Below are 18,530 nucleotides of genomic sequence, written 5' to 3' on the forward strand. Positions count from 1 at the left end.
CCGGCTTACAGGACAAGCGTACTGTTTGGGGTCGAGGGGCAGTGGTCGACCGGTTGAGGAAGACTCTCCCCGTACCCCGAACTGACCACTGCGCTGTCACCAGATGGAGTTGCACGTGACTAACAGCCTGGACAGCTTCGGCGCCCGCGGCACGCTCAACGTCGGCGACGCCTCGTACGAGGTGTTCCGGCTGAGCGCCGTGGAGGGCGCCGAGCGTCTTCCGTTCAGCCTGAAGATCCTGCTGGAGAACCTGCTGCGGACCGAGGACGGCGCGAACATCACCGCCGACCACGTGCGCGCTCTCGCCAACTGGGACCCGGCCGCCGAGCCGAACACCGAGATCCAGTTCACGCCCGCCCGCGTCGTGATGCAGGACTTCACCGGCGTTCCGTGCGTCGTCGACCTCGCCACGATGCGTGAGGCCGTCACGCAGCTGGGCGGCGACCCGGCCAAGGTGAACCCGCTCGCGCCCGCCGAGCTCGTGATCGACCACTCGGTCATCGCCGACATCTTCGGCCGCCCGGACGCGTTCGAGCTGAACGTCGACCTGGAGTACCAGCGCAACAAGGAGCGTTACCAGTTCCTGCGCTGGGGCCAGACCGCGTTCGACGAGTTCAAGGTCGTCCCGCCCGGCACCGGCATCGTGCACCAGGTCAACATCGAGCACCTCGCTCGCGTCGTCATGGTCCGGGGCGGCCAGGCGTACCCGGACACCCTGGTCGGCACCGACTCGCACACCACGATGGTCAACGGCATCGGCGTGCTGGGCTGGGGCGTCGGCGGCATCGAGGCCGAGGCCGCGATGCTCGGCCAGCCGGTCTCCATGCTGATCCCGCGCGTGGTGGGCTTCAAGCTCTCCGGTGAGCTGCCCGCGGGCGCCACCGCCACCGACCTCGTGCTCACGATCACCGAGATGCTGCGCAAGCAGGGCGTCGTCGGCAAGTTCGTCGAGTTCTACGGCGAGGGCGTCGGCGCGGTGCCGCTCGCGAACCGCGCCACCATCGGCAACATGTCGCCGGAGTTCGGCTCCACGGTCGGCATCTTCCCGATCGACGGCGAGACCATCGACTACCTGCGCCTGACCGGTCGCACCGAGGAGCAGATCGCGCTCGTCGAGGCGTACGCCAAGGAGCAGGGCCTCTGGCACGACCCGTCCCGCGAGGCCGTCTACTCCGAGACGCTGGAGCTGGACCTGGCGACGGTCGTCCCGTCCATCGCCGGTCCGAAGCGCCCGCAGGACCGCATCGAGCTCACGAACGCCAAGGGCTCGTTCCGCGCCGCGCTGAAGGACTACGTCGCGCACGTCGAGGACGAGAAGTCCGACGTCGACGAGGCGATCGACGAGACGTTCCCGGCCTCTGACCCGATCGCCGTGCACGAGGGCGAGAACGGCAAGGGCGCGCCGCGCCTGCAGACCGCCGCAGAGGGCTCCGAGGGCCGTCCGTCGAACCCGGTCAAGGTCACCGTCGACGGCAACGAGTTCGAGCTGGACCACGGCGCCGTCGCGATCGCCGCGATCACGTCGTGCACCAACACCTCGAACCCGTCCGTGATGCTCGGCGCGGCCCTGCTCGCGAAGAAGGCCGTGGAGCGCGGTCTCGAGCGCAAGCCGTGGGTCAAGACGACCCTGGCGCCGGGCTCGAAGGTCGTCATGGACTACTACGAGCGCGCCGGCCTCATGCCGTACCTGGAGAAGCTCGGCTTCCACCTGGTCGGCTACGGCTGCACCACCTGCATCGGCAACTCGGGCCCGCTGCAGGAGGAGATCTCGGCGGGCGTGCAGGAAGGCGACCTCGCGGTCGTCTCGGTGCTGTCCGGCAACCGCAACTTCGAGGGCCGGATCAACCCGGACATCAAGATGAACTACCTCGCGTCGCCGCCGCTCGTCGTGGCGTACGCGCTGGCCGGTTCGATGGACAAGGACATCACCACCGAGCCGCTCGGCACCGACACCGAGGGCAAGCCGGTGTACCTCTCCGAGATCTGGCCGTCGCCGGCCGAGATCGCCGAGGTCATCTCCTCCTCGATCTCCGCGGAGGGCTTCACCAAGGGCTACACCAACGTGTTCTCCGGCGACGAGCGCTGGCAGTCGCTGCCCACGCCGACCGGCAACACGTTCGAGTGGGACACCGAGTCCACCTACGTGCGCAAGCCCCCGTACTTCGAGGGCATGGAGATGGAGCCGAAGCCGGTCACCGACATCTCGGGTGCCCGCGTCCTCGCGCTGCTGGGTGACTCGGTCACCACGGACCACATCTCCCCCGCCGGTTCGATCAAGGCCGACTCGCCCGCGGGCAAGTACCTGACCGAGCACGGCGTGGAGCGCAAGGACTTCAACTCCTACGGTTCCCGTCGCGGCAACCACGAGGTGATGATCCGCGGCACGTTCGCGAACATCCGCCTGCGCAACCTGCTGCTCGACGACGTCCAGGGCGGTTTCACCCGCAACTTCCTGGAGGCCGACGCCCCGCAGACGACGATCTACGACGCGTCGGTCGCGTACGCGGAGGCCGGCGTTCCGCTGGTCGTGCTGGCGGGCAAGGAGTACGGCTCCGGCTCGTCGCGCGACTGGGCCGCCAAGGGCACCTCGCTGCTCGGCGTCCGCGCCGTCATCGCCGAGTCGTACGAGCGCATCCACCGCTCGAACCTGATCGGCATGGGCGTCGTCCCGCTGCAGTTCCCGGCGGGCGACAACGCCGCGTCCCTGGGCCTCGACGGCACCGAGACGTTCGACTTCACCGGCCTCACGGAGCTCAACAACGGCACCACGCCGTCGACGGTGCACGTGACCGCCACGAAGGCCGACGGCGCCAAGGTCGAGTTCGACGCGGTCGTCCGCATCGACACCCCCGGTGAGGCCGACTACTACCGCAACGGCGGCATCATGCAGTACGTGCTGCGCAAGATGGTCCGCAGCTAGTCAGTTCGATTGAGAAAGGCCGTCCACACACCGTGGGCGGCCTTTTTCACATTCACAGAATTATCCTTTCAGTAATCACGTGAACGCCCATCGCATGTGATGTAACAATTTTCTGACCTGCACAGATGTCCCTGCGAACACCCTTACTACGGGAAGCGGTGAGACATTTGTTGAATCGTCCACGAGCACTGCTGGCCGCCGCCGGTCTCGGGGCGGCTCTGTGTGTCGCCCCGGCGATCCAGGCCGGTGCCGCGACGGAGTCCACCTACGTCGTCCTCTACCGCGAGGGCGCCTCGTCGTCGAACGCCGCGAACACCATCGCGAGCGCTGGCGGCACCGTGGTCGCGAACTACAGCCAGATCGGCGTCGTGATCGCACGGTCGTCGAGCGGTGGGTTCGCCTCCGCGTTGAAGCAGAACGGCAACGTCGAGGGCGTCGCCGCGACGTCGGGCCTCGGCGTGCAGGTCGCACCGGACCAGGCCGACGGCACCGAGGACGTGTCGGCCGCCGCCACGTGGGGCGACTCGCTGTCCGGCCTGCAGTGGGACATGCAGCAGATCAACGTGCCGCAGGCGCACCAGGTCACGCCCGGCAGCAAGCAGGTCGTCGTCGCCACGCTGGACACCGGCCTCGACTTCACCCATCCCGACCTCGCGCCGAACTACGACGCGTCGCGCAGCAGGGACTGCTCCAGTGGCGCACCCACGGAGCTGCTGCCCGGCAACGACCAGAACGGCCACGGCACCCACACGGCCGGCACCATCGCCGCGGCCGCGAACGGCACGGGCATCGTCGGCGTGGCGCCGAACGTGCGTCTCGCGGGCGTGAAGACGAGCAACAACGACGGCTATTTCTTCCCGGAGATGGTCGTCTGCGCGTACGTGTGGTCCGCCGAGAACGGCATCAACGTCACCAACAACAGCTACTTCGCCGACCCGTGGCTCTTCAACTGCCGCAACGACGCCGACCAGCGCGCGATCTGGAAGGCCGAGCGCAGGGCGATCCGGTACGCGCAGTCCAAGGGCGTGCTCGTGGTGTCCTCCGAAGGCAACGACAGCACGGACCTGTCGCACCCGCGCGTCGACGTGATCAGCCCCGACTTCCCGCCCGGCAGCGAGCAGGAGCGGGAGATCACCAACGCGTGCGCGGTCGTCCCGGTCGAGATCCCCGGCGTCGTCGGCGTGACGGCGACGGGCAACAAGCGGTTCAAGTCGTACTACTCGAGCTACGGCATCTCCACGGCCGACGTGGCCGCCCCCGGTGGCGACGCGCTCCTGCAGCTCACCCCGGCCGCCCCGAACGGCCGGGTGCTGTCGACGTACCCGAGCTACCGGCCGTGCACGCGGAAGGTGGTCGAGAACGGTGCGACGTACTGCTACCTGCAGGGCACGTCGATGGCCGGGCCGCACGTGGCCGGTGTCGCCGCACTGCTGCTGAGCAAGCAGGGCAGCGCGGGCGCGGCGGCCAAGCTCCAGCAGGCGACCAACCCGTTGCCGTGCCCGGACACGTCGATCTACGCGGCGTTCCCGCAGAACAGCGGGGAGCCGCAGACGTGCCAGGGCGGAACGGCGCACAACAGCTTCTACGGCTCGGGTGAGATCGACGCCCTCAAGGCCGTGAGCTGACGACGAGGGGCCGCTCACCTGCGGGTGGGCGGCCCATTCGCCGCCGTGATGCCCGCACCCGAACCACCGGTAACAGCTACCTGGTGGCTCGCGATGCCAAGTCACCTTGGATCACGGCGGGAGACCATCATGACCTTGAGCGTGCTCGGCGACCTGAACTGGTCAGCCGTCATCGTGGCCACGATCGCGTACTTCGGGCTGGGCGGCCTGTGGTACGCGGAGTTCGCGTTCGGCAGGGCCTGGCAACGGTCGGCGGGCTGGGATCTCAACCCTCCGGAGAACGCGGGCGCCGGCATCTACGCCGTCCCGCTCGCCACCTGTTTCGTGGCGACGCTCGCCACCGCGATGATCGGTGCCGCGTCGAACACCGACAACATCATGGAAGGCATCCTGCTCGGCCTCGTGGTCGGCATCGGCGTCGCTCTACCGGTGATCTTCGTGACGGGCACCTTCGACATGACCAAGCCCGCTCCCATGACCTTCGCGGCCATCGGAGCGGGTTATCACATTGTGGGGCTCGCACTCGTGGGCGCGATCCTGGGGCTCTGGGTCTGAGTCCCGTTGCGCCGCGCGTACCTGGCCGCCTCCGCCCGGTTCGGCACGCGCAGCTTCCGCAGGACCGACGCCACGTGGTGCTCCACGGTCCGGCGCGACAGGAACAGCTCCTCGGCGATCTCGGTGTTCCGCCGCCCGTCGGCGAGCAGGGTCAGCACCTCGCGTTCGCGCGCGCTGAGGCCGTCGGCGCCGGTCGTGGTGGCACGTCTCGGAATGTCGCGGACGCCGTGCTCGCGCAGGCGTCGTGCGGTGACGTCCCGCATCGGCCGGGCACCGAGCTCGTCGAACACGGCGAGGGCCTCGCGCAGCAGACGTTCGTCGTCGCTGTCGAGCAGGGCGAGCGCCGCCTCGTACGGGCAGCCGATCTCCCTCCACCGCAGCGCGGCCTGTTCGTGGAAACCGTTGAGCTGCAACCGGTACGGCTCGGCCGCGCCCGCCGGAACCGCGGAGACGGGCTCGGTCCGCGACAGCAGGAAAGCCAGCTCGCCGAGGTGCCACGGTTCCTGCGCGACGGCCAGCGCGGGCGTCACGATGGTGCGCACCGCGTCGAGATCGCCCGCGTACCAAGCGGTTTCGGCCAGGGCACGGGTGGCGCCGACCATCCAGCCGACGACGGGTTCGGCGTTGACCATGACCGACCGGACGTGGGTGAGCAGTCCCCGCGCGTCCTGGTCGCCGCGACGGGCCCTGAGCGTGCCGAGCACGACCATGCTGATCATCGTGCGGCCGTCGTCCACTCCGGCTGACCGCAGCACCTCGGAGGCGAGCGACTCGGCCTCCTCCCACGCGCCCTGGTCGAGCAACGCCCGTGCCCGGAACGCGCGCAGCCACTGCCGCCAGATCTCCTGGCCGTGGTCCTCGGTGTACGCGATCGCCTCCCCGTACCACCGGTCGGCCAGCCGGTACCAGCGACGCGTCACGCAGATCAGCTGCGCCCAGAAGTACCCGAGTCCGGCCTCGTCGTGCGCGCCGGCCGACCGGGTCAACCTGATGCAGTCCGCGATGAGGTCGAGACCGGCCGGGTCACCGCTCTGCGCACGACCGACGCCGATCGACAGCGCCGCCAACGCACGGGTGAGCGGGCCGTCGGCGGGCACCCGCTCGCCCCACGCGACGGCCTCGGCGTTGCGGAACCCCATGGCCGCGAACTTCCCCTGCACGGCGCAGGCGAGGGCGAACTCCGGCCCGGACGGCGGGTCGCCGAGCAGTTCGACGGCCTGCTGGCTCGCCCGTTCCCCGAGCGGCACCTCCCGTGCCAGGTGCAACGCGGTGATCGCGAGGCCGACCAGCGCCACGCCCTGACGACGCCGGTCCCCGACCGCCGCCCACGCCGCCACGGCCTCCTGCCACCACCGCACCGCGGCGTCGAGGTCGTCGGACAGGTGGCACTGCCGTCCCAGCCCTTCGAGCAGCTCCGCCCGTTGCGCGCGATCACCGCAGACGTCGAGGGCACGCCGCAGGTGCGCGGCCGCTTCCTTGTGCGCACCGAGAGCGGAGGCCTGCTCAGCGGCCGCCCGCGCGTAGGTGAGCAGCGCCGCGCGGTCGTGAGCGCGCAGGGCGTGACCTGCGAGCCGGGCGGGGTCGGCGTCCGGCCGCAACACCTCCAGCGCGCGCCGGTGCAGCTCCGCGGCGCGCCCCGGTGCGATCGCGTCCTCGACCGCCACCCGTGCGAGCTCGTGCCGGAACGACACCACGCCGCCGTCCGCGACCACGAGGCCCCGGTCCGCGCACTCGTCGAGATCGCCGGGGGAACGTCCGGACACCGCCGCCACCACCCGTGGCGCGGCTCGCGGCCCGAGACACGCGAGCGCGTCCAACGCGTCGCGCGCACCGGGCGCCAGCCGTGCGGCCCTGGCCAGCACCGCGTCCCGGACCGTCGTGGGCACGGACTCCGCCTGGCCGGCCAGCACCTGGGTGACGAAGAAGGCGTTGCCGCCGGTGCGGCGGTGCAGTTCGGCGGGATCCACACCGGACCCCGAGGCGAGCGCGGTCACGGCGGCGAGCGACAACGGTGGCACGGCGAGCCTGCGCACCACCGGGGCGGTCGACAGGTCACCCGCGAGCACCCGCAACGGATGACGCGCTCCGGCCTCGTCCTCCCGGTACGCCACCACGACCATCGCCGGGCACCGCTCGATCCGCCGGCCGAGGAAGCGCAGGAGGTCGAGCGTGCTGTCGTCGGCCCACTGCGCGTCGTCGACCACGACCAGCGTCGCGGTGGCGCGCAGCTCGTCCAGGAACAGGTGGCGGAACTCGACGGGGTCGCCGCTGACCGGGACGTCCATGTCGCGCAGGGGTCCCAACGGCACGGGCGTGGCCAACGGCTCGCAGGTGCCGTGCCACGACCGTCCGTCGACGCACCGGCCGAACTCGCTGATCAGCGCGGTCTTGCCCGCGCCGGCGTCACCACCGACGAGCACCAGCCGGCCGTGCCCGGACACGGCCTCGTCCCACCACGAGGCCAGCGCGGCACGCTCGCGGTCGCGTTCCACCAGCGCGGTCGCGCCCACGAACCGATGGTAGGCAGTGAATTGGGTAGTCACCACGGATGTCCGGTTCGCCCGTCCGGCCGCACGCTCGCCACATGGACTACGACGTGATCATCGTGGGAGCGAGCATCGCCGGGTGCACCGCGGCGACGGCGTACGGACGCGCGGGACTGCGCGTGGCGTTGCTGGAACGGCACCACAACCCTCAGGCGCACAAGACGCTGTGCGGGCACTTCATCCTCGGCGGGACCCACGACGTGTTGCAGCGGCTGGGTTTCTGGCAGCAGATGCTCGACCACGGCGCGGCCGTCACCCAGCGGCTGGGCGTCTGGACCGACGCCGGGTGGATCGTGCGGAGACCCGGCGACGGCGTGCCACCCGCCATCAGCCTGCGCCGCAGCAAGCTCGACCCGCTGCTGCGCGACATCGCCGCCGCCACTCCCGGGGTGGACCTGCTGATGGGTCAGAAGGTCGTCGACCTGGTCGAAGGCGGGGTCGTGACGAACACGGGCACCACCCTGCGCGCCCGCCTGGTCGTCGGTGCGGACGGCCACCGCTCGACGGTCGCGCAGCTCGCCGGGGTGCCGGAGGACCACGCCCCGAACGAGCGGTTCCTGTTCTGGGCCTACTACGAGGGCGCGCGGATGAACGGCCCCGGCGACGGCCAGGTGTGGCAGCTCGACCCGGACGTCGCCGTCTGCGTGCCGGCGGGGGACGGCCTGACGCTGGTCGGCGCCTTCCCCGCCAAGCAACGGCTGGCGGAGTTCGCGGACGACCGGCTCGCCGCGTTCGACAGGTTCGTCGCGCGGCTGCCGGGTGGTCCGTCACTGGCCGGCGCCCGCCGCGCGTCGAACCTGGTCGGCACCACCGACTACCCGTGCGTGCGGCGTGATCCGGCCCCGCGGCCGGGGGTCGCGCTGATCGGTGACGCAGCTACGACCTCCGACCCCGTTCCCGCCGTCGGGTGCGGCTGGGCGTTCCGCAGTGCGGCGTGGCTGGCCGAGGCCACCGCCGGACCGTTGCGCGACGGGACGGACCTCGGTCCGGCGTTGCGCCGCTACCGCCGTGCGCACCGGTTCATCGGCAGGTACGACGACATCGGACGGCGGGACGCGCTCGCGAAGCCGCCCAACGCGCTCCAGCGCACCATTCGTTCCGCTGCCGTCACCGATCCGTGGATCGCCCGCCGGCTGGCCGCGTTCGGGAGCCGGTCCGCGGCACCGTCGGTGCTGCTCAACCCGGTGGTCGTCGCGCGGGCGCTGCTGACTCGAGCTACTTGCGCCAGAACAGGTGGTGGGTGACGCCGCTCGAGCTCGGCACCACGTCGAGGTGGAACCGGTCGAGCAACTCGTCGGGCGAGTCCCACAACCGCAGCCCTGAGCCCAGTTCCAGCGGCGACACCGCGACGTGCATGGTGTCGACGAGGTCGGCGTCGAGGAACTCCCGGATGGTCGTGACGCCACCGCCGAGCCGGACGTCCTTGCCCTGCGCCGCTTCCCGCGCCTGCGCGAGCACGGAGGAGGGGTCGTCGTCGACGAAGTGGAACGTGGTCTCGCCCAGCGTGAACGACGGGCGCAGGTGGTGGGTCAGGACGAACACCGGCGTGTGGAACGGCGGCTCGTCACCCCACCAGCCCTGCCACTCGTGGTCGGTCCACGGCCCGCGCTGGGGCCCGAACTTGTTGCGGCCCATGATCTCGGCGCCGATGTTGTGCGCGAAGTCCCGCGTGAAGTAGTCGTCGAGACCCCGGCTGCCACCGGGGTCCGTGCGGTTGGGCCAGCTCGCCGTCGCGCCCGCCCAGGCGAACAGGCGCTCGGGCGAGACGTCGAGACCGAAGGGGTTCTCGAAGCTCTGGGCCTCGCCGGCGGCGATCCCGTCGCTCGAGACCACGAAGTTCTGCACTCGCAGCAGTTGAGTCACGTCATGAAGACTCGCAGAGCCGGCAGAACTCATCGCTGGCCGTGCGCCGCCTTGTGCAACTCACGCAGCGCACGCACCGACGACACTGCGTACTCGCGATCCACGGCCTGAACAGCCATGACCGAGATGTACTCGTCCTCCGGCAGCTCCAGCCGGGCCCACGCGGCGCCGTCCGGGAAGCTGACCGACAGCACGTCGTTCCACTCGAAGTGGTGAGACGTCACGACGTTGCGCACGTCGACACCCGCGGCGTCGGCGGTGACGCGCGGACGGGTCAGCAGCAGCACCCCGCCCGCCAGCAGGAAGCCCAGGACGATCATCGCGACCTGGTCGGACGTCCGGAAGATCACGCCGGTCGGGGTGTTGCCGAGCAGCAGACCGACGACCGTGAAGACGACGACCAGACCGACCGCGCACGCCCACGCGACGCGGCGGATCTTCTTGGGACGGAACACGATCGTCGTCACTCGAAACCCCGCTCGGTCCACGGCTGACGCAGTCCGCGCAGCACCAGCGCCGTGTCGATGGCGGCCACGGTCGCCTCGTAGCCCTTGTCCTCCACCGAGTCCGGCCAGCCGGCGCGTGCCACGGCCTGCTCCTCGGTGTTGCAGGTGAGCACGCCGTTGCCGACCGGCGTCGACTCGTCCAGAGCGACACGCGTCAGGCCGTCGGTCACCGAGTCGCACACGTACTCGAAGTGCGGGGTGCCGCCGCGGATCACCACGCCCAGCGCGACGACCGCGTCGTGGTGACGTGCCAGCTCCTGCACCACGACGGGAAGCTCGATCGCACCGGCGACGCGCACGACCGTGGTGTCGACGCAGCCCGCGTCGGCGGCGGCCTTCAGCGCACGGTCGAGGAGCTGATCGGTGATCTTGCTGTTCCAGCGCGTCGCGGCGATCCCGACGCTCAGGCCCTTGCCGTCGAGCGGAGTCTGCTCTGGACGGCCCTCGCCACTCATTCCTGGTCCTCCGTAGCGGAAACAACGGCCTCGTACTGCTCCAGCTGGTGCAGCTCGTGGCCCATCCGGTCACGCTTGGTGCGCAGGTACCGCAGGTTCTCCGGGTTCGGGGAGATCGGCAACGGCACCCTGTCGAGCACACGCAGACCGTATCCGGCCTCCAGACCGACGCGCTTGGCCGGGTTGTTCGTCAGCAGCCGCATGGACTTGATGCCGAGGTCGACGAGGATCTGCGCGCCCGTGCCGTAGTCGCGCGCGTCGGCCGGAACGCCCAGTGCGAGGTTCGCGTCCACGGTGTCCGCACCCTCGTCCTGCAGCTGGTAGGCCTGCAGCTTGTGCATCAGGCCGATGCCACGGCCCTCGTGGCCGCGCATGTACAGCACGACGCCACGTCCTTGTGCCGCAACGGCTTCCAGTGCCGCGTCGAGCTGCGGGCCGCAGTCGCAGCGCAGCGAGCCGAACACGTCACCGGTGAGGCACTCGGAGTGCACGCGCACCAGGACGTCCTCGCCGTCGCCGATCTCGCCGTACACCAGCGCCACGTGCTCGATGCCGTCGAGCGTGCTGTCGAAGCCGACGGCGGTGAACACGCCGTGCGCGGTCGGGATCCGTGCTTCCGCGACGCGTTCGACCTGGGTCTCGACGCGGCGGCGGTACGCGATCAGGTCGGCGATCGTGATCAGCGCGAGGTCGTGGTCGGCCGCGAACACCTCGAGCTCGTCGCGCTGGGCCATCTCCTCTTCGAGCTTCTGCGACACGATCTCGCAGAGCACACCCGCCGGGGACAGTCCCGCGAGACGGGCGAGGTCGACGGACGCCTCGGTGTGACCGGGGCGGCGCAGCACCCCGCCGTCGCGGGCGCGCAACGGCACGACGTGGCCGGGCCGGGTGAAGTCGCTTGCCTTCGCGGTCGGGTCGGCGAGCAGCCGGATGGTGCGGGCGCGGTCGGCGGCCGAGATGCCGGTGCCGATGCCCTCGCGCGCGTCCACCGTGACCGTGTACGCGGTGCCGCGCTGGTCCTGGTTCGTGTGGTACATCGGCGGCAGGTCGAGCCGGTCGCAGTCGGAGTCGGTCAGCGCCACGCACACGTACCCGGACGTGTAGCGGACCATGAACGCGAGCAGCTCCGGCGTCGCCTTCTCGGCGGCGAAGATGAGGTCGCCCTCGTTCTCGCGGTCCTCGTCGTCCACGACGACCACGGGGCGCCCGGCGGCGATGTCCTTGATCGCCCGCTCGATGTCGGCGAAGTCGGTGCTCACTGGGTCTCCTCGCCCGCGATGGCCCGCAGGTGCGGGACTGCCAGTCGTTCAACGTACTTCGCCAGCACGTCGACCTCCAGGTTCACCACGTCGCCGGGCAGGCGGTGCCCGAGCGTGGTGAGGTCGAGCGTGGTGGGGATGAGGCTCACGGTGAACTCGTTCTCCGAGACGGTGACGACCGTCAGCGAGACACCGTCGACCGTGATCGACCCCTTCTCCACGACGTACCGGGCGAGCTGAGGAGGCAGTCCGATGTGGACGATCTCCCAGTGCTCGGCCTTCTCCCGCGAGAGAATCGTGCCGGTGCCGTCGACGTGGCCCTGCACGATGTGGCCGCCGAGGCGCTGGCCGACCGCGGCCGCGCGCTCCAGGTTGACCCTGTCGCCCTCCGCGACCTTGGCGAGGCTGCTGCGCATGAGGGTCTCGCGCATCACGTCCGCGGTGAAGGTGTTGTCCTCGACCTCAACGACGGTGAGGCAGACGCCGTTCACCGCGATGGAGTCGCCGTGCTTGGCGTCGCTGGTCACGACAGGTCCTGAGATGCGGATCCGTGCCGCGTCGGGCAGGTCCTGCGTCGCGACCACGTGGCCGAGTTCCTCGACGATCCCGGTGAACACCGCTCCTCCTAAATTTGCGGAACCGCGCTGATCCGCAAGTCCGGTCCGCTCATGGTGACGTCTTCCACGGTCAGCCGGACAGCGTCCGTGATGGTTGACACGCCCGCGTCCACCACCGCCGCGGGACCGTTCCCGAGGATGGCGGGCGCGACGTAGGCGAGCACGCGGTCGATCCTGCCAGCCCGCAGGAACGCACCTGCCACAGTTGCGCCACCTTCGAGCAACACGTCCACGACGCCCCGGCCGGCCAGCGCGGTCAGCACCTCGTCCGGGTCGTGCGTACGCAGGTGTAGCGCGGTGTGCTGGAGTTTGGCTCCACCCGGCAGGTCGCTCATGCCCACGACCACGGGCAACGGCTGGTGGGGCAACGGCATTCCGTCGGCGTCCCTGGCGGTCAGCGCCGGGTCGTCCTTCTTGACGGTGTTCGTGCCGACGATGATCGCGTCGAGCTTCGCGCGCATGTCGTGGACCTGCTTGCGGGAGGTCTCCGAGCTGATCCACTGGCTGGTGCCGTCCTGCGCGGCGATCCGGCCGTCGAGCGACGCCGCGTACTTCCACGTGATGTGCGGACGGCCCGTGCGCGTGTAGTGCAGCCACGCCCTGAGGGGCCCCTTGGCGACCTCGTTCTCCAGCAGGCCGCTCTCGACGGTGATGCCTGCTTCTTCGAGGCGTCTCGCTCCACCGGCGGCCTTGGGGTCCGGGTCGCTCACGGCGTGGATGACGTGCTTGATGCCTGCTTCTATGAGCGCTTCGGTGCACGGCGGCGTACGGCCGTAGTGCGAGCACGGCTCGAGGGTGACTATCGCCGTTCCGCCACGTGCCTTGGTTCCGGCTTCCTTGAGCGCCATGACCTCGGCGTGTGATCCACCGATCGGCTGGGTGCCGCCGAAGCCCACCGCGTGGCCGTGCTCGTCGAGGACGACGCAGCCGACCGGCGGGTTGGGGCTCGTGGTGCCCCGCACCCGTTCGCTCTCCGCGATGGCGAGCACCATCGCGTCCTCGGGAGTCACGCTGTCCTGATTCCCTGAGCGCCGGCCGCCTGGGCACGCAGCGCTTCGACGGCCTTGCCGGGGTCGGCGGCGTCGTACACGGCGGACCCGGCGACGAAGCAGTCCACCCCGGCCTGCGCGGCCTGTTCGATCGTGTCGGCGTTGATGCCGCCGTCGATCTCGACGAGCAGCTTGAGGTGCCCGGTGTCGACGAGGTGACGGGCCTGCCGGACCTTCTCGAGCGTGTCCACCATGAACTTCTGCCCGCCGAAGCCCGGCTCGACCGACATCACCAGCAGCGTGTCGTAGTGCTTGAGCACCTCGACGTACGGCTCCAGCGGCGTGCCGGGCTTGATGCTCAGCCCCGCCTTGCTGCCCGCGGCCCTGAGGTCCTTGGCGAGCTTCACCGGGTCGTTCGCCGCCTCGACGTGCACGGTGACGTTGTAGGCGCCCGCCTCGGCGTACCCGATCGCCCAGCGGTCCGGGTCCTCGATCATGAGGTGGCAGTCGATCGGGATGTCGGTGACCTTCAGCAGCGACTTCACCACGGGCAGGCCGAGCGTCAGGTTCGGCACGAAGTGGTTGTCCATGACGTCGACGTGGATCCAGTCCGACGTCGGCACCGCGGCGAGCTCGTCGGCGAGCCGCGCGAAGTCGGCGGACAGGATGCTGGGGGCGATCATCGGCGTGTGGACCACAAGGGTGAAGTCTAGGTGTCCAGCAGGTCGAGCAGCCTGCCGGGAGCCTCGTCGGTGACCACCACGACACCCGCGTCGGTGAGCGTCGTGACGTGCGTCTCCCACAGGGGGTGACGGCGCTTGTCCGCACTCGCCTGGGGCATGACGACGACCTTGCAGCTCTCGACGCCGATGGCCTCGTTCAACGCGGTGAGCGCCTGGTTGTCGCCGATGCCGAGAGCCAGCTTGGCCACGGAGTTCGCGCTGGCGGGGGCGAAGATGAACGCGTCGGGCGTCGGGTAGGGCTTGGGCTGGCTCGGCAGCCGCGGGTTCCACCGGATCTCCAGGTCGGTGAGGGCCTGGAGCTCGTCCAGCTCATTCGCCTCTTCGAACCACGGGACGACCGTCGGCGTCAGCGTGATGGCCAGCCGCCACCCTCGTCGTGTCGCGGGCTCGGCGAGCTCGGTGCGGAACCAGGTCTCGACGCCGCCGCAGCCGCTTGCGACCAGTCCGAGCAGCCCACGTGTCATGGAGTCGATCTTAGGCGTCCTGGGTCGGCCACGAGGGCGGAGCGGCAGTCGCAGCGCTCGCTGGAGAGACCGATGTCGCACGCCTCGGGGTTCGCGCACCGGGGATTCCGTGCGTGTCCCGGCGGTCGAGGCGTGTCCAGCTCCGCCGGCGTCCCGACTTCAGCACCACCGGCGTCGCGACCTCAGCACCACCGGTGTCCCGACTTCAGCGCCACCCGCGTCCCGACTTCAGCACCAACGGTGTCCTGGCGACCACGATCTCCGTAGCGCTGTTGTTCTTGGACCACCATCGAGAACACCGCACCATCGGTGTGCCCCCATGCGTCCCGCACCCCCGGAACCACACGGTGTGGCGATCTTCGCCACGACCGACGAGGCCGGTCCCGGCCCTGCCAGGGACGGAATCCAGGCGATCCAGCAATCGCCAGGGTCCCTGCCCTACCGGCGGCGGGACCCACGCGATCCACCAATCGCCACCCGATCAGGGCCCCAGCGGCCACGATCAGGGCACCAGCCGCGCCCCGATCACCCTCGGCCACCACACGGCTCAGGTACGGCCGATGTGCACGTGACCGTGAACATCACCGATCTGGGCGACGAAACCGTAGACGTCACCGACCGTGTCACTGTCCCGGTCCCCCGCGCTCATCGGCCGCCCAGAACTGTCAGACCCCGTCCCTACCGTCGTTCACGAGCGCTCAGGAAGGGCGTCGCAGCACCGCGCAGAACATCGCATCGGTTCCGTGCAGGTGCGGCCAGAGCTGAACGTGCGGCCCGTCCCCGAGGTCCGGAACTCCGGGGAAGAGCTCGCGCGTGTCCAGCACCTCGGCTCCGGTTCGCCGGGCGACGTCGGTGACGACCCCGACTGTTTCGGAGAGATGAGGTGAACACACGACATAACCCACGACGCCGCCAGGACGCACCAGTCGCAACGCCTCGGTGAGCAGCTCGCGCTGCAGCTTCGTGAGCGTGCCGACGTCGGCGGGCTGGCGCCTCCACCGCGCCTCCGGGCGCCTGCGCAGTGCACCGAGACCGGTGCAGGGCGCGTCGACCAGCACGCGGTCGAACGCCCCTTCGACGAAGTCGGTCTCGCGGCCGTCGGCCACGTGCACGGTTACCGGCAGGCCTGAGGTGATCTTGCGCACGAGCTCGGCGCGGTGAGGTGCCTTCTCGACGGCGATCAGCTCGCCGCCGTCGAGGCCGACCAGTGCGGCCAGCAGGGCGGCCTTGCCGCCGGGGCCCGCGCACAGGTCGAGCCAGCGGTCGTCAGTGCCCTCGAGCGGCGCGCGGGTGAGGGCGAGTGCGCAGAGCTGGCTGCCCTCGTCCTGCACGTTGGCGAGGCGTTCCCGGACGGGCTCGAGATCGCCCGGGTCGCCCGCCCCCGCCTCCAGGTGCACGCCGTAGGGCGAGTACGGCGCCACGTCGCCGCCGGTGATGGCGGCGAGCTCGTCGGCGCTCACCTCGCCTGGACGTGCCACGAGGTGCACGGCCGGCCGTGCGTCGTCGGCTTCCAGGGCGCGCTTGAGCGGCTCGTCCCGGCTGCCGAGGGCCTCCGCGAACGCCTGCGCGATCCAGCGCGGGTGGGCGTGAGCGAAGGCCAGGTTGCCGATCGGGTCGGTGTCCGGGTCGGGTGCGAGCTCGTCGACCCACGCCGCCTCGTCCTGTTCGGCGACCCGGCGCAGGACGGCGTTGACGAAGCCCGCGATCCCGGAGCCGAGCTCGGCCCGGACGAGGTCGACGGTCGAGGCGACCGCCGCGTGCGACGGAATTCGGGTGCGCAGCAGCTGATACGCACCGAGCCGCAGCGCGTCGAGCGCCGAGCCGTCCACTTCGGACAGCGGGCGGTCGGAGCACGCCTCGATGACGGCGTCGAGCAGGCCCTGCGCTCGCGCCGCGCCGTAGGTGAGCTCGGTGGCCAGGGCTGCGTCGCGACCGGTGATGCGACGGTCGCGAAGCAGTTGCGGCAGCACGAGGTTCGCGTACGCGTCGCGCTGCCGCACCGCGCGCAGCGTCTCCAGCGCGGCGAGGCGTGCCGGATCCTCCACTGGCGGCCTGGTGGGTCCGGTGCGACGGCGCGGCGGGTGAGGCCTCTGCGGGCGGGACGGCTTGGAGGCTCCTCGCGAGTGGCTGGTCATGCGGTGTGCCTCACTGTCTCTGGCTCCCCTGCGGCGCCACGGGTCACGCGCGCCGCGTTGCTGTCCTGCCACTCACGGGCGACGGTTTCCGGGCTGGGTCGGGAGCACGTCATGCGATGCGCTCCCCTGCCTCGATGCGCACGCCGCGGGCCCAGTCGGTCGCGGCCATGCGCTTCTTGCCCTGCGCCTGGACCTCACCGAGGGCCACGGCGGTGGTCGCCGTGCCCACGAGCACGCGCTTGCGTTCGACCAGCACCTCGCCGGCGGGCAGGGTGACGTCGTCCACGGGCGTCACGGGACCGAGCTTCAGGCGCTCGCCCCGGAACTCGGCCCACGCGCCGGGTTCGGGCGTCACGGCGCGGGCCAGGCGGTCCACGGCCGCGGCGGGCGCGGTGAAGTCGAGGCGCGCGTCCTCGACGGTGATCTTGGCGGCGTAGGTGACGCCGTCGGCGGGCTGGTCGACGGCGCGCAGGGTGCCGTCCTCGATGCCATCCACTGTGGACAGAAGGAGGTCTGCCCCTGAGGTCGACAGCCGGGTGAGGAGGTCGCCGGAGGTGTCGCGGTCGCGCACCTTCTCGGTCACCACGCCGAACACCGGGCCGGCGTCGAGCTCCTTGACGATCCGGAACGTGGAGGCGCCCGTGATGTCGTCGCCGTTGCGCACGGCGGCCTGCACCGGCGCGGCACCGCGCCAGGCGGGGAGCACGGAGAAGTGGAGGTTGACCCAGCCGAACTTGGGCACGTCGAGCGTGCGCTGCGGAAGCAGGCTGCCGTAGGCGACGACCGGGCAGAGGTCGGGTTCCAGGGCGCGCAGGCGCTCCAGGAACTCGGGGTCTCCCGCCTTGGCGGGCGTGAGGACCTCGATGCCGTGCTCGTCGGCGAGCGCGCCGACCGGGGAGCGCTCCAGCTTGCGGCCGCGGCCGGAAGGGGCGTCGGGGCGGGTGACCACGGCGACGACGTCGTGGCGAGGGGAGTCGATGAAGGCGCGCAGCGAGGGAAGTGCGACCTCGGGCGTGCCGGCGAACACGAGTCGCATGGTCAGCTGGACCTGCCGAAGAGTGGGTGCGGGCTCTGCTTCAAGGTGGGGACCGTACCGTCGAACCACTCGGACTGCCGGATTTCCTTCATGGCCCGCTTGCGGGTGTCGGCGTCGAGGCGGTCGAGGAAGAGCACGCCGTCGAGGTGGTCGGTCTCGTGCTGGATGCAGCGCGCCAGCGTCTCGGTGCCCTCGACCTCGATGGGCTCACCGTGCATGTTCCAGCCCTTGCCCACGACGTGCAGGTGGCGCTTGCAGTCCCACGACATGCCGGGAATGGACAGGCAGCCCTCGGGCCCGTCCTGCATCTCCTCGCCGACCACTTCCCAGGTCGGGTTGACGAGGTGTCCCGCGAAGCCGTCGCAGTGGTAGGTGAAGACACGCAGTCCAACGCCGAGCTGCGGCGCGGCGAGTCCCGCTCCGCCCGCGTCCTGCATCGAGTCCCACAGGTCCTTGACCAGGGTGCGCAGTTCCTTGTCGAAGTCGGTGACCTCGACGGCGGGGGTGCGCAGCACCGGGTCGCCGAACAGACGGATGGGTTGGACGGTCACGCAGTGCTCCTCGTGGTGGACTGGAGGTCAGTCTACGAGGAGCGCGGTCAGTGCTCGGACGCGCTGCCGAGGAAGATCACGCCCACCAGCGCCACGACGAAGTGGCCGGTGAAGCGCAGCGCCGTCAGCACGGGGCGCAACAGCGCGTGGAAGTTGAGGTGGGCTGCCGGTGCGCCGGTCAAGGTGGTTGTCGTCATGCCACACACTGTGCCGTTCGCGCAGGTCAGCCCACATCAGCTCGGGGTATCGAGCCTCCATCGGCCCGA

At 70.6% G+C, this 18,530-nt stretch carries 17 protein-coding genes; 4 read left to right on the plus strand and 13 right to left on the minus strand.

The window, feature by feature from the left end; genetic code table 11:
- The first annotated feature begins 115 nt into the window (after positions 1 to 115).
- The 3 genes from acnA (at position 116) to AOM45_RS42615 (ending at position 5,100) form a co-directional block, all read left to right on the plus strand.
- Entirely contained in the window at positions 116 to 2,920 is a 2,805-nt protein-coding gene (gene acnA, locus AOM45_RS42605; RefSeq protein ID WP_236704038.1) for an aconitate hydratase AcnA, read from the plus strand.
- Between the two features lie 170 nt (positions 2,921 to 3,090).
- Positions 3,091 to 4,545, plus strand: a complete 1,455-nt coding sequence (locus AOM45_RS42610; protein ID WP_156094223.1) for a S8 family peptidase — start codon at positions 3,091 to 3,093, stop codon at positions 4,543 to 4,545.
- A 129-nt stretch (positions 4,546 to 4,674) separates the two neighbouring features.
- Positions 4,675 to 5,100 carry a DUF1761 domain-containing protein gene (locus AOM45_RS42615; protein WP_030471570.1) on the plus strand — a complete coding sequence of 142 codons (426 nt, stop codon included), beginning with the start codon at positions 4,675 to 4,677 and terminating at the stop codon, positions 5,098 to 5,100.
- Here AOM45_RS42615 and AOM45_RS42620 read toward each other — a convergent pair.
- The gene (locus AOM45_RS42620) at positions 5,049 to 7,610 is read right to left on the minus strand and encodes an ATP-binding protein (protein ID WP_051784372.1); all 2,562 of its coding nucleotides are present in this window, start codon (positions 7,608 to 7,610) and stop codon (positions 5,049 to 5,051) included. The two genes, AOM45_RS42615 and AOM45_RS42620, sit on opposite strands and share 52 nt — an antisense overlap.
- Before the next feature lie 74 nt (positions 7,611 to 7,684).
- Here AOM45_RS42620 and AOM45_RS42625 point away from each other — a divergent pair, with 74 nt between their 5' ends.
- A complete protein-coding gene (locus AOM45_RS42625) occupies positions 7,685 to 8,890 on the plus strand; it encodes an FAD-dependent oxidoreductase (RefSeq protein WP_030471572.1) in 1,206 nt (401 codons plus the stop codon).
- Here the strand turns inward: AOM45_RS42625 and AOM45_RS42630 are convergent.
- The 12 genes from AOM45_RS42630 to AOM45_RS51470 form a co-directional block, all read right to left on the minus strand.
- Positions 8,862 to 9,509, minus strand: coding sequence for a dihydrofolate reductase family protein (locus AOM45_RS42630; protein WP_030471573.1), 648 nt, complete (start codon positions 9,507 to 9,509; stop codon positions 8,862 to 8,864). The two genes, AOM45_RS42625 and AOM45_RS42630, sit on opposite strands and share 29 nt — an antisense overlap.
- 29 nt (positions 9,510 to 9,538) lie before the next feature.
- Positions 9,539 to 9,976: a PH domain-containing protein gene (locus tag AOM45_RS42635; protein ID WP_081902557.1), complete on the minus strand. Its 438-nt coding sequence runs from the start codon at positions 9,974 to 9,976 to the stop codon at positions 9,539 to 9,541.
- Complete coding sequence (gene ribH / locus AOM45_RS42640) at positions 9,973 to 10,470, minus strand: 6,7-dimethyl-8-ribityllumazine synthase (RefSeq protein WP_030471575.1); 498 nt, start codon at positions 10,468 to 10,470, stop codon at positions 9,973 to 9,975. Before ribH ends, AOM45_RS42635 begins: the two co-directional genes overlap by 4 nt.
- Entirely contained in the window at positions 10,467 to 11,729 is a 1,263-nt protein-coding gene (locus tag AOM45_RS42645; protein WP_030471576.1) for a bifunctional 3,4-dihydroxy-2-butanone-4-phosphate synthase/GTP cyclohydrolase II, read from the minus strand. Before AOM45_RS42645 ends, ribH begins: the two co-directional genes overlap by 4 nt.
- Positions 11,726 to 12,346: a riboflavin synthase gene (locus AOM45_RS42650; protein ID WP_030471577.1), complete on the minus strand. Its 621-nt coding sequence runs from the start codon at positions 12,344 to 12,346 to the stop codon at positions 11,726 to 11,728. Before AOM45_RS42650 ends, AOM45_RS42645 begins: the two co-directional genes overlap by 4 nt.
- Positions 12,347 to 12,354: 8 nt before the next feature.
- Entirely contained in the window at positions 12,355 to 13,338 is a 984-nt protein-coding gene (ribD, locus tag AOM45_RS42655) for a bifunctional diaminohydroxyphosphoribosylaminopyrimidine deaminase/5-amino-6-(5-phosphoribosylamino)uracil reductase RibD (RefSeq protein ID WP_051784381.1), read from the minus strand.
- 14 nt (positions 13,339 to 13,352) lie between these two features.
- Positions 13,353 to 14,018, minus strand: coding sequence for a ribulose-phosphate 3-epimerase (gene rpe / locus AOM45_RS42660; protein WP_174517963.1), 666 nt, complete (start codon positions 14,016 to 14,018; stop codon positions 13,353 to 13,355).
- Positions 14,019 to 14,044: 26 nt separating this feature from the next.
- Entirely contained in the window at positions 14,045 to 14,542 is a 498-nt protein-coding gene (locus tag AOM45_RS42665) for a flavoprotein (RefSeq protein ID WP_030471580.1), read from the minus strand.
- A gap of 698 nt (positions 14,543 to 15,240) precedes the next feature.
- Positions 15,241 to 16,677, minus strand: a complete 1,437-nt coding sequence (locus AOM45_RS42670; protein WP_030471581.1) for an RsmB/NOP family class I SAM-dependent RNA methyltransferase — start codon at positions 16,675 to 16,677, stop codon at positions 15,241 to 15,243.
- 109 nt (positions 16,678 to 16,786) lie between these two features.
- The gene (gene fmt, locus AOM45_RS42675; protein ID WP_030471582.1) at positions 16,787 to 17,713 is read right to left on the minus strand and encodes a methionyl-tRNA formyltransferase; all 927 of its coding nucleotides are present in this window, start codon (positions 17,711 to 17,713) and stop codon (positions 16,787 to 16,789) included.
- A 2-nt stretch (positions 17,714 to 17,715) separates the two neighbouring features.
- A complete protein-coding gene (gene def, locus AOM45_RS42680; protein ID WP_030471583.1) occupies positions 17,716 to 18,264 on the minus strand; it encodes a peptide deformylase in 549 nt (182 codons plus the stop codon).
- A gap of 47 nt (positions 18,265 to 18,311) precedes the next feature.
- A complete protein-coding gene (locus tag AOM45_RS51470) occupies positions 18,312 to 18,461 on the minus strand; it encodes a hypothetical protein (RefSeq protein WP_156094225.1) in 150 nt (49 codons plus the stop codon).
- Between the last annotated feature and the right edge of the window lie 69 nt (positions 18,462 to 18,530).

The organism is Lentzea aerocolonigenes, from assembly GCF_000974445.1.
Classification (GTDB): domain Bacteria; phylum Actinomycetota; class Actinomycetes; order Mycobacteriales; family Pseudonocardiaceae; genus Lentzea; species Lentzea aerocolonigenes.

Excerpts from the sequence above, each read along its gene's own strand:
- AOM45_RS42670 (WP_030471581.1), bottom strand. The coding sequence starts at position 16,677 with ATGACCAGCCACTCGCGAGGAGCCTCCAAGCCGTCCCGCCCGCAGAGG.
- AOM45_RS51470 (WP_156094225.1), bottom strand. The coding sequence starts at position 18,461 with ATGACGACAACCACCTTGACCGGCGCACCGGCAGCCCACCTCAACTTC.
- ribD (WP_051784381.1), bottom strand. The coding sequence starts at position 13,338 with ATGGTGCTCGCCATCGCGGAGAGCGAACGGGTGCGGGGCACCACGAGC.
- AOM45_RS42615 (WP_030471570.1), top strand. The coding sequence starts at position 4,675 with ATGACCTTGAGCGTGCTCGGCGACCTGAACTGGTCAGCCGTCATCGTG.
- AOM45_RS42625 (WP_030471572.1), top strand. The coding sequence starts at position 7,685 with ATGGACTACGACGTGATCATCGTGGGAGCGAGCATCGCCGGGTGCACC.
- fmt (WP_030471582.1), bottom strand. The coding sequence starts at position 17,713 with ATGCGACTCGTGTTCGCCGGCACGCCCGAGGTCGCACTTCCCTCGCTG.
- AOM45_RS42665 (WP_030471580.1), bottom strand. The coding sequence starts at position 14,542 with ATGACACGTGGGCTGCTCGGACTGGTCGCAAGCGGCTGCGGCGGCGTC.
- rpe (WP_174517963.1), bottom strand. The coding sequence starts at position 14,018 with ATGATCGCCCCCAGCATCCTGTCCGCCGACTTCGCGCGGCTCGCCGAC.
- ribH (WP_030471575.1), bottom strand. The coding sequence starts at position 10,470 with ATGAGTGGCGAGGGCCGTCCAGAGCAGACTCCGCTCGACGGCAAGGGC.